We start from the raw sequence: 14,245 nt of genomic DNA on the forward strand, positions 1-14,245 counted from the left end.
TGATGCAAAAGTAGAACTTTATTTTGCAAATGCAAAGAAAAATCCGGAAAAAATTTCGTACATTTGTTTTAATCTACGCTGGAAAAACCGCTTGAAACTTAAAATTTACACAAAATCAGAAAATTATGGGAATTAAATTTCGGCTTATCGTCATGAACTTCCTCCAGTATGCGATCTGGGGCTCGTGGCTCATTTCGCTGGGCGCCTATCTGGGAGGCGGACTCGACTTCTCGGGATTGCAGATCGGCAGCTTCTTCGCGACGATGGGAATCGCTTCGCTGTTCATGCCCGCCGTGATGGGTATTATCGCCGACCGCTGGATTCCGGCGCAGAAACTGCTGGGCATCTGCCATTTCATCAGCGGCGCGTTTCTCATCGCCGCGGCCTCGCAGACGGACTATGCCCCGCTGTACAGCTGCATGCTGCTGAGCGTGATGTTCTACATGCCGACCATCGCCCTGTCGAACTCCGTGGCCTACAACGCCCTCGACCTGGCCCGGCTCGACACCGTGAAGCATTTCCCGCCCATCCGCGTATGGGGAACCGTGGGGTTCATCGCCGCCATGTGGTTCGTCGACCTGACGCATATCGGGGGCGTGCAGATCAAACTCACCGAGTGGCAGCTCTACGTGTCGGCCCTGCTGTCGTTCGTGCTGGCGGCCTATTCGTTCTCGCTGCCGGGGTGTCCCGTCGGGCGCAGCGCGCAGAAGCAGTCGTGGGTCGATACGCTGGGCCTGCGGGCCTTCGCGCTCTTCAAGGAGAAGCGGATGGCCATTTTCTTCGTCTTCTCGATGCTGCTGGGCGCCGCTTTGCAGATCACCAACGCCTTCGGCGACAGCTACATTCAGAACTTCGGAACGATGCCCCAGTATGCCGATTCGGCCATCGTGAAGCACTCGGTGATCCTGCTGTCGCTGTCGCAGATGTCCGAGACCTTCTGCATCCTGCTGATTCCCTTCTTCCTCCGGCGTTTCGGCATCAAGAAGGTCATGCTGATCTCGATGCTGGCGTGGGTGCTGCGCTTCGGGTTCTTCGGCATCGGAAATCCCGGGTCGGGCGCGGCGTTCCTCGTGCTTTCGATGATCGTCTACGGCGTGGCGTTCGACTTTTTCAACATCTCCGGCTCGCTGTTCGTCGAGAAGGAGACCAGCCGCGAAATCCGCTCCTCGGCGCAGGGTGTCTTCATGATCATGACCAACGGCTTCGGCGCCTTCTTCGGCTCGTATGCCGCGGGCGCCGTGGTCGACGCCTTTCACTGGCCCGACTCGTGGTTCATCTTCGCGGGGTATGCGCTCGTGGTGGCCGTGGTTTTCGCCGTGGTCTTCAAATACAAGCACGACCCGGCCGAAATGGAGGGCGTGAAACATTGATGACTGACGGTCCGGCGGCGGGGAGAACCTTGCCGCCGGATTGTTTTTTCATCCGCGCAGGAGCATTCTGACGTGGGGAATTCCCGCTTCGGGGTATTCGCCGGCGGACAGTTCGCCGAAAGGGCGGATGACGACCGGATGCATGGCGGTCGTTTTATATTATACAGAGGTGCCGTTACGATATCAAAGATAGGAAAATTATGAATACGATCGGAGTGAATGATTCGAGCTGCATCCGCTGCGGCCGCTGTGTGAAGGTATGCCCTTCGCAGATTTTCGTGCAGGAAAAAGCCGGGGGCGGTGTGACGCTGCACAAACCCGAGAATTGCATCCTTTGCGGGCATTGCGTGGCTGCCTGCCCCACGGGGTCGGTGAACCATGCGGAGTTTCCGGCGGAGCGGGTGCATGCGGTGGATTACGGCGCGATGCCCACGCCCGAGCAGGTGGAACTGCTGCTGGCCGTGCGGCGTTCGAACCGCGCGCTTTCGGCGCGTCCCGTACCGCAGGAGATGCTGGACCGCATCGTTGCGGCGGCCGACCGGGCCCCGACGGCGAGCAACGCCCGCCGGCTGGCCTACACGCTGGTGACCGACGCGGCGCAGCTGCGCGCCGTCACGGAGTATACGCTCGGGATTTTCGGCAGGCTCGAAAAGCGGCTGCTGCATCCGCTCGTGCGGCCGTGGCTGAGCCGCCTCGCGCCGGGGATATACCGTTACGTCCCGGTGTTCGAACGCCTGCGGCGCGAATATGCCGAGGGCCGCGACCGCGTGCTGCGCGGTGCGACGGCCCTGCTGTTCATCCATGCTCCGAAGGCGAACCGGTTCGGTGCGGAGGACGGGAACCTGGCTTATGAAAACGCTTCGCTGATGGCCGAGGCACTGGGGGTGAGCCAGATATACATGGGGTTCGTGCTGACGGCCGTCCGGCAGGACAAGGAGGCGAAGCTGGCCGCGATGCTGGGGCTGGAGGGGCGCCGCATCTGTGCGGTGATGGCCCTCGGAATGCCGCAGTTCCGCTATCCCAACTACATCGACCGCACGCCGGCCGAAGTGACGTGCAAATAGCGGTTTCGGCGCTTCGCTGTTGCCGATGAAAAAAGGCCCTGCACATGCAGGGCCTTTTCTTGTGGGTACACGGGTATGCGCGCTAATACATGTTGTCGTACATCGACTGCGACTTGTCGTATTTCAGGTCGGAGAGCGACGCGGCCTTGACGCCGATATTGAAACTCCACGAACGGTGGTAGCCGAACGGAATCCACGAAAAGGACATCTGCCAGCAGTGGAGGTCGCGTGTGATCGAGACCGATGAGGTGGTCAGTTTGTTGGCCTTGATGTCGTAGCCGCCCTGGAAGGTGATGCCCGTCTTGGGGGTGACGTTCAGCGAACCGTTGAAACCGACGGTCTGGGTGACGTTCTTCCGGTAGCCCGTCGTGCCGTTGTTGGTGTATGAGATCGAGTAGTTGACCGCGTAGTTGAATCCGAAGTTCCACGGCAGCGAGAAGTCGTAGTAGCTTTGCGCCATGTACTGCCTTCGCAACACGGGGTCCATTTGCCCGTAAGGGTCGTAGAACGGATTCTGGTACTCCGGAGGGATCGACGTGATGTCGTTGATGGCCGTCTCGCTCCGGTCGCTGCGCGATTTGAACGTATAGCCGAACGACCAGCCCGTCGAGACGACGCGGCCCGGGAAGAATAGTTTGTTGTAGCGCTTGCCCTCGGGCGAGACGCGGTAGGGGTCGAGCGTCAGCGAGAGGTTGATGCCGAAATTGTTGAACAGCGTCGTACGGAACGAGACCGGGATGTTCGAGAGCCCCATCGAGTCGGCCAGGAAGTTGTACGAACCGCTGATGCGCAGTTCGTCGATCAGCTTGATCTTCTTCACGCCCGAGGTGTCGCGCTTCGAGAGGACCTTCATTTCGAGGTTCTGCGACAGCGAGAAGTTCATCGACATCGAGCGGCCCGACGAGGGGACGCCGTAGGCGTTGACCGCATAGGGCGAATAGGTCGTGAAGCGGCCCGTGGAGTCGGTCTGGCGGGTCTTGTAATAGCCGTATTTGGGGTCGCTGAAGTCCGGGGCGTAGGAGAAGCCGATCGAGGGGGTCAGCGTGTGGCGGATCGCCTGGATCTTGCGGTCGCGGCTCTTCTTCGTGAAGTCGTACATGCCGTAGACCGTCGTGGAGGCCGAAACGCTGAAGTTGTAGTTGTAGAGGCGGTAGAAACCGTAGTTGGTCGGCAGCGTGTCGGTCTGGTTGGTGACGGGGTTCCACTCGAACTCGACCTTCTTGAAATACCACTTCTCGTTGTAGTTGACCGAAGGCGAGAGGTTGATGTAGTTGAACAGGTTGAACGACGCCGAAACGGGAATCGAGTGCTCGATGCCGTTCTTCATGTTTTCGAGCGTCTCCTTGGAGAAGACCTCCGATTCGGTGGTGGTCACCGAGTTGGTCATCTTGCCCGTGTACTGCATCGAGATCTTTTCGTACCAGCGGTCCTTGCCCTGCTTCTCCTTGCGCTTGAAAGGGTAGAAGCGCGAGACGTTGAAGACCATCGTGGGGAGCGTGATGGAGATCGTCTTGTTCTGCGAGTTCTGCGAGATGGCCATGTTCGCCGACAGCGAGAAGGGCGTTCCGGCCCAGTTCTTCGAGTAGGAGACCGTCGAGTTGGTCTGCGTCGAGAGAATGTCGTTGAGGTTTGTGGCCGAATAGCGGCTGTAACCGCTCGTGGCGAAGTTCACCGAGGCCGAGAAGGTCGAACCCGGGTTGGCCTTGGGGTCCTGCGAGTGGGTCCACTGGATGCGGAAGTTGCTCTGCTTGATGTAGTCGTCCTCGCCCTTTTCGCCCGTCTTGACATTCGAATACTGCATGTTGAAACTGCCGCTGTACTTGTAGCGCTTGATGTAGCGCGACGCGGCCGAAGCCTCCCATGACCCGAGCGTGTAGATGCCGCCGCGCACCGCCAGGTCGGCGTATTCGCCCAGCGTGAAGTAATAGCCCAGGTCGCGCAGGAAGAAGCCCTTGGAGTACTCCTCGCCGTAGGTGGGCATCAGCAGGCCCGACTTGGGACCCATGTTGATCGGGAAGAAGCCCTCGGGGATGCCGAGGAAGTAGATCGGCACGTCCTCCATCACCAGGTAGGCCGGGCCGGTGATCACCTTCTTGCCGGGGATGACCTTCGCCTTGGTCATCGCCAGGTAGAAGTGGGGGTGGTCCGTATGGTCGCAGGTGGTGTACTTGCCGTGCTCGATGTTGATCGTGTTGTCGGGCATCTTCTTCACGCTGCCGCCCACCAGCCAGCCGTCGCCCTGCTGCGTGGCCACGCCCTTGATCTTCGCTTTCTTCGAGTCGAGGTTGTAGGTGATCGTGTCCATCTGGTAGGTGGCCGATCCCTCGGTGAATTCGGGCTTGGTGACAATATCCTTGCCGTCGAGCGTGTCGGGCTTGCCGTAGGCGTAGACCATCTTCGAATCCATGTCGATGCGCATGTAGTCGGCCTTGAGGTTGCTGTTCTGGTAGGTGACGTCGCCCTGGTTGTAGATGTAGACCAGTTTGTTGCGCACGTCGTAGACCAGCGAGTCGGTGTTCTTGCCCGTGATCGGGTCGTCGAGGAACGCCCCTGCGGGCCGCGGCGTCTTCACCGAATCGCGGCGGAGCGTGTCGGCGGCGAGCGAGTCGGGCCGTGCTGCGCCCGGCGAATCGGCCTTCTGCGCCACGAGCGAGTCGACCTGCGCCGAGAAGAGCGAATCCCTCTCCTCCTGCGACAGGGCGTTGAAGGCTTCGCGCCGCCGGGCCTCTTCGCGCGCCTGCCGCCGGGCCTCGCGGCGCGAGGGGGCGGTGAAAGGCGGACGGGCGCTCGTGTCGGGACGTATCGTGTCGGCGCGGGAAGGGACCGGAACGGTGTCTCCGGGGGCGGGATTGCGGGTCGTGCGGGGCGCTCCGCCGCCCAGTACGATCTGGGCAAACAGCAGAATCACCGTCGCCGACAAGAGATATTTTACCCTAATTCTATCCAAAATCCCAAAAATTTTCCGTACCTTTGCCGACAAGTCGGCAAAAACGCCCGGATCGAGGCTCTGCGCCCTTCCCGCCGCGTTTTCGGCCCGACAAAGATAGGTAAAAATTTATAGAAAGCTTACACTTGGTACTATTAAATATGCGCACACGACTTTTGCTGCTATTCGCCTTCGCGGCCGCAACTATTTTTACGAACGTTGCGTTTGCGGGGAATATTGCGCACGGTGTCGAAGTCGTGGTCATCGACGCCGGGCACGGGGGTAAATTCCCCGGCGCGCACTACGGCGGGGTCTATGAAAAGGACCTCACACTGAAGGTGGCGCTCAAGCTCGGGAAGCTCGTCGAGGAGGGGATGCCGGGCGTGAAGGTGGTCTACACCCGCTCCACGGACAAGACCCTCGGGGCGGACCTGGCGGCCGACCTGCAGGCGCGGGCCGATATTGCCAACAAGGCCGGGGGCGACCTCTTCATCTCGATCCACGCCAACGCTGCCCCCCGGGCGACGGGCGTGCGGGGCGTCGAGACGCTGATCATGGGCGAGAGTTCGAAGGAGCAGCGCTACAACGAAAACGCCCTGTTCGAGAACAACCGCGAGGACCTAATCGACATGTCCGACGAGCGGACGGCGGCCATCGTGCGGGCTTACATTCAGAATCTCCAGTTCACCTACGGCGAATACAGCATGGCTTTCGCCCGTTGCATCCAGAACAGCTACCTCAAGGCGGGGCGCCATTCGCGCGGCATAAAGCCGCAGCTGCTGCGGGTGCTCTATGCGACGGACATGCCGGGCGTGCTGACCGAGATCGGGTTCATGTCCAACCAGCAGGAGCTGGCCTACATGAAATCCGACAAGGGGCAGAACGAGATCGCCCGGTCGCTCTACCAGGCGATCCGCAACTATTCGGCCTACGTGCTCGGGACCCGGATGGCCGAGGAGGAGCAGGCCGCTTCGGCGAAGGCTGCCGTTGCCGGGGAGAAAGCGACGTCGGCGAAACCCGGGGCCGCCGAACAGGCTCCCGCATCCGCTGCGGGCACGGCGCCGGAGAAGAAACCCGCGGAGGGAAAAGCCGCAGCGCCCGCTCCGTCCGAAACCCCGGAAAAACCGGCTGCGAAACCCGCCGTACAGCCCTTGCGCTATACGATTCAGGTGATGGCTTCGGCGTCGTCCGTGCCTGTCTCTTCGGCGCAGTTCCGCGCCTACCGCGGCAAGGTGAAGGAGTACAAGGCCGAGGGGCGGTTCCCCTATAAATACGGTGTGGGCGAGTACGACACCCGTGAAGCCGCACAGCGGAAACTGGCCGAGGTGCGCAAGGTATTCCCCGGGGCCTTCGTGGTGAGTTGTAAAGGAACGCAAATTGTGAAATAGGGAATCGCATTCCGGGCGCATGCGATAAGTCCCCGCCGAGGCGGGGATTTAGGGGTGGGTCAGACTTGCAAACGTGGCGGAACGCCGCGGGAACATCCGGCGATGGCGGGAAAGCGGTAAGATTATGAATTAAGATTTATTAGATATGAGAAGGGAAGTTAAAATCGGAATTTTCGGCGTGACGATGATCATTGCCGCGTGGGCCGGAATCCGGTTTTTGAAAGGATTCGACATTTTCAGCCGCAATTCGGTCTATTACGCTGCCTACGACCAGATCAACGGCGTGCAGGCGGCGTCGCCGATCATGATGAAAGGCGTCAAAATCGGTACGGTGACGGGCATTTCGTTCGATCCGCAGCGCAGCGACAACGTCGTGCTGCAATTCACCGTCAAACGCCAGTACCACATTCCGACCGACTCCGAGGCCAAGATTTACAGCAACGGGCTGATGGGCGGAAAGGCCATCGAGATCACCTACGGCACGGCGCACACCTATCTCCAGAAGGGCGACACGCTGCGCTCGGTGCGCGAACGTGACCTGATGGACGTGGCCGGGTCGGAGCTGGATTTCTTCAAGCAGAAGGTGTCGCAGGTGACGGCCGACCTCTCGCGAACGCTGACCAACCTCAATAGCCTGATGGAGGCCAACTCGCAGAATATCTCCGGGACGCTGAGCCACCTGAACGCCATCACGGGCAACATGGCAGGAATCCTCGACGCCGAAAAGCACAATCTGAAAGCCGCCGTCGACGACCTTACGGAGTTCTCCGCGATGCTGGGCCAGAACGCTCCGCGCGTAGACAGCATCGTCGGCAGCCTGAACCGGATGACCGGGGAACTGGCCGACGCCGGGTTCGCCCGCAGGCTTACGGATGCCGTGGGCGAGGTGAACGGCCTGCTGGCGAAGATCGGGGCGGGCGAGGGGACTGTCGGCAAGCTGATGAACGATCCCGCGCTTTACGATTCGCTGATCGAGGCCAGCGGTAACCTCGCCTCGCTGCTGGCCAACCTCGAACAGTATCCCGGCCGCTACGTGCATTTCTCGCTTTTCGGGCGCAGCCCCGAGAAGATGCAGGAGAAGGCCGAGCGCAAAGCCGCCAAAGCCGCGGCCAGGGCCGAACGGGATTCGCTGAAAAGGCTGAAATAGGTTTTTTCGGGCTGCATTCGGTGTGCTGTTCGCTGCCGCTTCCGGTCGTAATTCCGGGTGCGTTGCGACAAGTCCCCTCCGAGGAGGGGATTTGGGGGAGGGTCAGACTTGCATACACGGCCAAAGGCCGTGGGTGTAACCCGTCCGGAGCGAAATGGCGGCCGATATTTAAACATGACTTCGATTCCATGATTTACCCTGCTACATTCGAGCAAAAGATAGGTTTCGACCGGCTCCGCGAACAGGTCGCAGGACGTTGCACGATGCGTGCCGCCCGCGAGCGGCTCGCTGCGGAGGGCTTTTCGACCTCGGCGCGCGAGATCGAACGGCGGCTGGCGCTCTCCGACGAAATGCGCCTCGTGCTGGACATGGAGCACGATTTCCCCGGGGGCGAGTACCCCGATGTCGATTACATCGTCGCCAAACTGCGCGTCGAGGGTTCGTTCCTCGACGTGGAGGAGGTCGTGACACTGCGCCGGGCGCTGGCTGCGATCGGCGGCATCGTCTCGTTCATCATCGGCCGCGAGGAGCGTTACCCGGCCCTCCATGCCCGCACGCGGGGCGTTGCGGCGTTCCCCGAGATCGTGCAGCGCATCGACGGCATTCTCGACCGCTTCGGCAACGTGAAGGACGACGCTTCGCCCGCCCTGCAGGAGATCCGCCGCTCCATCCGCGAGCGCGAAGGGCAGGCGGCCAAGCGCCTGCAGGCCGTACTGTCCTCGGCCAAGGGGGCGGGCATCGTCGATGCCGATGCCCAGATCTCGATCCGCGACGGCAAGGCCGTGATTCCGGTTTCGGCCGGCAACAAACGCAAACTCAACGGCTTTATCCACGACGAGTCGGCGACGGGCAAGACTTTCTACGTCGAGCCGGTCGAGGTGGTGGAGATCAACAACGAATTGCGCGAGTTGGAGTATGCCGAGCGGCGCGAGATCGTGCGCATCCTTACGGAGTTTACCGAAGCGATCCGTCCCGACGCGGGGCTGATCGCCGATTCGGGCGACTACCTGGCCGAGATCGACATGCTGCGCGCCAAGGGCCGCTGGGCCTCGGAGAACGGGTGCGTGCGGCCGATCCTCTCGACCGACGACAGGCTGGTGCTGAAAAACGCCCGTCACCCGCTGTTGCAGCAGACGCTGCGGGCCGCGGGGCGCGAGATCGTGCCGCTGGATTTGCAGCTCGACCGCCGCAAGCACATCCTCGTCATTTCGGGACCTAACGCCGGCGGCAAGTCGGTCTGCCTGAAAACCACGGGGATCGTGCAGTACATGTTCCAGTGCGGGTTTCCGGTTCCGGCCTCGGAGGTCTCGGAACTGCCCGTCTTCAGGAGTATCTTCATCGACATCGGCGACGAGCAGTCGATCGACAACGACCTGTCGACCTACTCGTCGCACCTGCTGAACATGAAGCACATGCTGGCGGGCGCTTCGGACCGCACGCTGGTGCTGATCGACGAATTCGGGTCGGGGACCGAGCCGATCATCGGCGGGGCCATCGCCGAGGCGATCCTCGAACGCCTGCTCGAGCGGGGCTGCTACGGCGTGATCACGACCCACTATGCCAATATCAAGTATTACGCCTCGTCGGTGGAGGGCATCGCCAACGGCGCGATGATGTTCGACGTGCAGAATATCCGGCCGCTGTTCCGCCTCGAAACGGGCAAGCCGGGGAGTTCGTTCGCCGTGGAGATCGCCCGCAAGATCGGGCTTCCGGAGGAGATCATCCGCGCGGCGAGCGAGAAGGCCGGGTCGGACCACATCAACATCGAGAAACAGCTGCGCGAGATCGCCCGCGACAAGCATTACTGGGAGCAGAAGCGCGACCGCATCCGTCTGACGGACCGCAAGGTCGAGGAGCTGGAGCAGAGCTACGCCGAGCAGCTGGCGAAAATCCGCGCCGAGCGGCAGGAGATTCTGAAAAAGGCCAAGCAGGAGGCCCGGCAGCTGATCGCCGACGCCAACAAACAGATCGAAAATACGATTAAGACGATCCGCGAGGCGCAGGCAGAGAAGGAGCTGACGCGGCTGGCGCGGCGCGAGCTGGACGACTTCCGCGAGGTGGTCGAGAAGGCCGACGAGGCCGGGAACGAAGCCGCCGTGGCCCGCGAGATCGAGCGCATCGAACGCCGCCGCCAGCGGCGCGCCGAGCGCAAGGCGCAGCAGGGTGCGAAGCCGGCGGCCGGGGAGACCCCTCCGGAACCCGAAAAACCGCGTGAGGTGGTCGCCGGGTCGAAAGTCCGCATGGCCGGGCAGGAGATGGTCGGCGTGGTGCAGTCGGTGAAGGGAAAAAGGGCGCAGGTGGCGTTCGGGCAGATACTTACGACGGTGGACAAAGGCCTGCTGACGGTGGTTTCGAACAACGAGTACCGCGAGGCGACACGCCCCGTCGCGGCCCGCACGGTCCTTTCGGTGGACATCTCGTCGCGCAAACTCAACTTCAAGGACCATATCGACGTGCGCGGCATGCGCGCTTCGGAGGCGCTGGACGAGGTGCGCAATTTCATCGACGACGCGCTGATGGTGGGCGTCGGCACGGTGTCGATCCTCCACGGCAAGGGCACGGGCGCCCTGAAGGAGGAGATTCGCCGTTACCTGCGATCGGTTCCTGAAATCGCGTCGGCCGCGGACGAGCATGCCGACCGGGGCGGGGCGGGGATTACGATAGTGACGTTCGATCTATCGTGATTTCGCCGCGATAGTGGCGACGGGTTTTGCGGTGTAGACTTTTTGCAAAAAAGTACTGTTAACCGCGGTCTTCGCCCGCGGAATTTTGGCACTTTTTGGTTCGGCAAAAAGTGCCTCAAAAACCGACCCGCCGACAAAAAGTCTAAAAGACGCGGCCTAACGCTGGCTCCGGGCGACTATTCGCGGGTTTGTAAACAAACCGTCCCCTCCGCTCGGGCTTTTAGTCCGCCTCTTTCTTGACGCCTTTTTTGCCAAGCGGGAGTTATTCGCCGTCTTTGGAGCGAGGAATAGTCCGCATTATCGCTTGCAGCGGAGAAAGAACAACCGAAAGCCCGCGCGCCCGGAGCGGGAGGCTGTAACGGCTTGATCTTACTGCACCCGCTTAGCGTGGGCTGGAGGTTGTTCCCGCGAAAGCGACATGCGGATGGTTTTGGCGCTACCTTTTGCCACCAAAAGGTAGTAATAACTCCGTGGGCGAAGACCGTAGTTAAGTATTTTTGTGGTCAAAAGGTATAAAGAAAAAATAGGTATTTTATGAAATATCTGCTTTCGCAAATCGCCGCCGTCGTGGGCGGCAGGTTCTCCGGAACGGACTGCGAGGTGCAGTCGGTGGTGACCGACAGCCGCTCGCTGACGTGCGAACTTGGCTCGGGGCCGTTGTTCGTCGCCATGTGCGGCGCGAATCACGATTCGCATGCGTTCGTCCCGCAGATGTATGCGCGCGGCGTGCGGGCCTTTCTGGTCGAACGGCCTCTCGAAGCCCTGCCGGAGTGCGGTTACGTGCTGGTGGAAAATGCCATCGCGGCCCTGCAATGCCTGGCCGCCTACCACCGGGCGCAGTTCCGGGGGACGGTGGTGGGCATCACCGGATCGAACGGCAAGACGGTCATCAAGGAGTGGATCGCCGAGGAACTGCCTGCAGGGATGAAGTGCTACCGTTCGCCCAAGAGCTACAATTCGCAGCTGGGCGTGCCGCTGTCGGTGCTGATGATCGAGGGTGACGAGCAGCTGGCGCTGATCGAGGCGGGGATTTCGAAACCCGGCGAGATGGCGCGGCTGGAGCGCATCATCCGTCCCGACGTGGTGGTTTTCACCTCGATCGGCGACGCGCATCAGGAGAATTTCCTCAATCTGGAGCAGAAATGCGACGAAAAGATGGTTCTGGCCCACCGTGCCGAGACCATCGTTTACCACAGTCACTACGACCCGTTGGGCCGCATGATCGCCTCGCGCTTCGCGGGGCGGAAACTCTGCGATGCGGCGGCATGTCCGGAGGTTCCGGAGGCGGTGATCGGCAACGCGGCATCGCGCCGCAATGCGCAGATCGTCGAGGCGTTCTGCGCGGCGATGGGCTATCCCGCGCCGTCGTTTACGGAGGCTCCCGAGGTTGCCATGCGCCTCGAAGTCAAGGACGGCATCAACGATTCGGTGCTGATCAACGACGCCTACAACCTCGATCTCAATTCGCTGGCCCTGGCGCTCGACTACCTGCACAGCGTGGCGCTGTCACGCCGCCGAACGCTCGTGCTGTCGGACATTGCGCAGAGCGGACTGACCGACGACGACCTTTACGGCCGCGTGGCGGGAATGGTCGCGCGGGCAGGCGTCGATACGCTCGTCGGCATCGGCCCGAAGCTGAAGCGCTACGCCGCGCTGTTCGGCTGCGACAAGGAGTTGTACGCTTCGACCGACGAGTGCATCGCCCGCATCGGCCGCCGGGCCGTGGCGGGGCGTGCCGTCTTGTTGAAAGGTGCGCGGGAGTACCGTTTCGAGAAGTTGGCGCATGCCTTGGCGCGCAAGAGCCACACGACGGTGCTGGAGGTCGATCTCGATGCCATGATCCACAACCTGAATTATTTCCGTTCGAAGCTGGATTTCTCGACCCGGCTCGTGGCGATGGTCAAGGCCGGGTCGTACGGCGCGGGGGATTTCGAGGTGGCGCAGATGCTCCAGCACCAGGGCGTCGATTACCTCGCCGTGGCGTTCGCCGACGAAGGCGTGTTGCTGCGCGAGCGGGGAATCACGATGCCTGTCGTGGTGCTGAACGCCGACGCCGACAGTTTCGACCAGATGATCGCCAACCGCCTCGAACCCGAGATATACAGTTTCCGTTCGCTCGCCGACTTCGCCGATGCGGTGTCGCATGCGAGCGAAACCCGCTATCCCATTCATATCAAACTCGATACGGGCATGCACCGGCTGGGATTCATGGAGGAGGAGATCGGGCGGTTGTGCGAGGTGCTGCCGACGATGCCCGCCGTGAAGGTGGCGTCGGTCTTCTCGCACCTGAACTGCGCCGACATGCCCGAAGAGGATGCCTACACCCGGGAGCAGATCGCGCGCTACGACCGCATGAGCGCCGCCGTAGCCGCGTCGCTGCCCTATCCAGTCATCCGCCATACGGCCAATTCGGCGGCCATCGAGCGGTTCCCCGAGGCGCGGTTCGACATGTGCCGCCTCGGACTGGGGCTTTACGGCTTCGGCTGGGAGCACAATGCGGGTCTGCGTCCGGTTTCGGCGCTCAAAACCCGCATCGTGCAGATCAAGCGTCTCGAAGCGGGCGACGCCGTGGGCTACGGGCGCGCCGGGAAATTGCTGCGGCCGACCGTGACGGCGACCGTGCCGATCGGTTACGCCGACGGGCTGGACCGCCACCTGGGGTGCGGACGCTGGTCGATGCGCGTGGCCGGGCGGCCTGCGCCGATCGTGGGCCGCGTCTGCATGGACAGCTGCATGATCGACATCACGGACATTCCGGGCGTCGGCGAGGGCGACGAAGTGACGGTCTTCTCCGCCGGGCCGGGCAACGACCTCGAAACGATGGCCCGGGTGCTCGACACGATACCTTACGAGATCATGACCTCGGTCTCGTCGCGTGTGAAACGAATCTACCTCAAAGAGTAATGGCAACCGGAACCCTTTACCTGATTCCCTGTCCGATTTCGGACGAAACGGCGCCGTGGGACGTGCTGCCTGCGGCCAATCGGGCCGTGATGGATGCGCTGGACTACTTCATCGTCGAGAACACCCGCACGGCGCGGCGTTTCCTGTCGAAAGCCGGCATCGCGCGGCCCATCGGCGAACTGGAATTCCGCGAACTGAACGAGCACACCGCGGCCGGCCGCGAAATCGAGGAGCTGATCGCGCCGCTGCTCGAAGGCCGCTCGGCAGGGGTGATCTCCGAGGCGGGCGTACCGGGCGTCGCCGATCCCGGGGCGCCGGTCGTCGGGGCGTGCCACCGCCGCGGCATCCGCGTCGTGCCGCTCGTCGGCCCGTCGTCGATCATCCTCGCAGTGATGGCCTCGGGGCTGAACGGCCAGTCGTTCGCTTTCAACGGCTACCTGCCCGTGAAGCCGCCCGAACGGGTCAAAGCCATCCGTTTTTTCGAACGCCGTGCGTTGACGGAGGGGCAGTCGCAGCTTTTCATCGAGGCTCCGTACCGCAATGTGAAGCTGATGGAGCAGCTGGTGCAGACGCTCGGGGCCCAGACGCGCCTGACCGTCGCCGTGGATCTCACGGCTCCGGGCGAGCGGATCGAGACCCGTACGGCCGGGGAGTGGCGCCGCTGTCGGCTGCCCGAAATGAACAGGCGTCCGGCCATTTTCATCATCGGATAGCGGCGTCTTGCCGTGAAGCGGTTTTTGGGCGGTAGCACGCAGATCGGTT

At 61.9% G+C, this 14,245-nt stretch carries 8 protein-coding genes; 7 read left to right on the forward strand and 1 reads right to left on the reverse strand.

The window, feature by feature from the left end:
• The first annotated feature begins 125 nt into the window (after positions 1-125).
• Positions 126-1,370, forward strand: coding sequence for a nucleoside permease (locus ACGHP5_RS11780; protein WP_290532418.1), 1,245 nt, complete (start codon positions 126-128; stop codon positions 1,368-1,370).
• Positions 1,371-1,570: 200 nt separating this feature from the next.
• Positions 1,571-2,434: a nitroreductase family protein gene (locus ACGHP5_RS11785; protein WP_390566928.1), complete on the forward strand. Its 864-nt coding sequence runs from the start codon at positions 1,571-1,573 to the stop codon at positions 2,432-2,434.
• 82 nt (positions 2,435-2,516) lie between these two features.
• Here ACGHP5_RS11785 and ACGHP5_RS11790 read toward each other — a convergent pair whose 3' ends face one another.
• Positions 2,517-5,381 carry a putative LPS assembly protein LptD gene (locus ACGHP5_RS11790; protein ID WP_390566929.1) on the reverse strand — a complete coding sequence of 955 codons (2,865 nt, stop codon included), beginning with the start codon at positions 5,379-5,381 and terminating at the stop codon, positions 2,517-2,519.
• 140 nt (positions 5,382-5,521) lie between these two features.
• Between ACGHP5_RS11790 and ACGHP5_RS11795 the strand changes: the two genes are divergently transcribed.
• The 5 genes from ACGHP5_RS11795 (at position 5,522) to ACGHP5_RS11815 (ending at position 14,196) form a co-directional block, all read left to right on the forward strand.
• Complete coding sequence (locus ACGHP5_RS11795; protein WP_390566931.1) at positions 5,522-6,748, forward strand: N-acetylmuramoyl-L-alanine amidase; 1,227 nt, start codon at positions 5,522-5,524, stop codon at positions 6,746-6,748.
• 145 nt (positions 6,749-6,893) lie between these two features.
• Positions 6,894-7,895 carry an MlaD family protein gene (locus ACGHP5_RS11800; RefSeq protein ID WP_390566933.1) on the forward strand — a complete coding sequence of 334 codons (1,002 nt, stop codon included), beginning with the start codon at positions 6,894-6,896 and terminating at the stop codon, positions 7,893-7,895.
• 188 nt (positions 7,896-8,083) lie between these two features.
• Positions 8,084-10,579: a Smr/MutS family protein gene (locus tag ACGHP5_RS11805; protein WP_337771650.1), complete on the forward strand. Its 2,496-nt coding sequence runs from the start codon at positions 8,084-8,086 to the stop codon at positions 10,577-10,579.
• Positions 10,580-11,113: 534 nt separating this feature from the next.
• Positions 11,114-13,483 carry an alanine racemase gene (alr, locus tag ACGHP5_RS11810; protein ID WP_390566935.1) on the forward strand — a complete coding sequence of 790 codons (2,370 nt, stop codon included), beginning with the start codon at positions 11,114-11,116 and terminating at the stop codon, positions 13,481-13,483.
• Positions 13,483-14,196: an SAM-dependent methyltransferase gene (locus ACGHP5_RS11815; protein ID WP_295904133.1), complete on the forward strand. Its 714-nt coding sequence runs from the start codon at positions 13,483-13,485 to the stop codon at positions 14,194-14,196. Before alr ends, ACGHP5_RS11815 begins: the two co-directional genes overlap by 1 nt.
• Positions 14,197-14,245 lie beyond the last annotated feature (49 nt).

Origin of the sequence: Alistipes sp. i18-0019-D1 (assembly GCF_042852885.1) — a bacterium.
Classification (GTDB): Bacteria; Bacteroidota; Bacteroidia; order Bacteroidales; family Rikenellaceae; genus Alistipes.

What these genes read in the sequence shown, in the direction of transcription:
- ACGHP5_RS11780 (WP_290532418.1), top strand. Translation starts at nt 126, where the DNA reads ATGGGAATTAAATTTCGGCTTATCGTCATGAACTTCCTCCAGTATGCG.
- ACGHP5_RS11785 (WP_390566928.1), top strand. Translation starts at nt 1,571, where the DNA reads ATGAATACGATCGGAGTGAATGATTCGAGCTGCATCCGCTGCGGCCGC.
- ACGHP5_RS11795 (WP_390566931.1), top strand. Translation starts at nt 5,522, where the DNA reads ATGCGCACACGACTTTTGCTGCTATTCGCCTTCGCGGCCGCAACTATT.
- ACGHP5_RS11800 (WP_390566933.1), top strand. Translation starts at nt 6,894, where the DNA reads ATGAGAAGGGAAGTTAAAATCGGAATTTTCGGCGTGACGATGATCATT.
- ACGHP5_RS11805 (WP_337771650.1), top strand. Translation starts at nt 8,084, where the DNA reads ATGATTTACCCTGCTACATTCGAGCAAAAGATAGGTTTCGACCGGCTC.
- alr (WP_390566935.1), top strand. Translation starts at nt 11,114, where the DNA reads ATGAAATATCTGCTTTCGCAAATCGCCGCCGTCGTGGGCGGCAGGTTC.
- ACGHP5_RS11815 (WP_295904133.1), top strand. Translation starts at nt 13,483, where the DNA reads ATGGCAACCGGAACCCTTTACCTGATTCCCTGTCCGATTTCGGACGAA.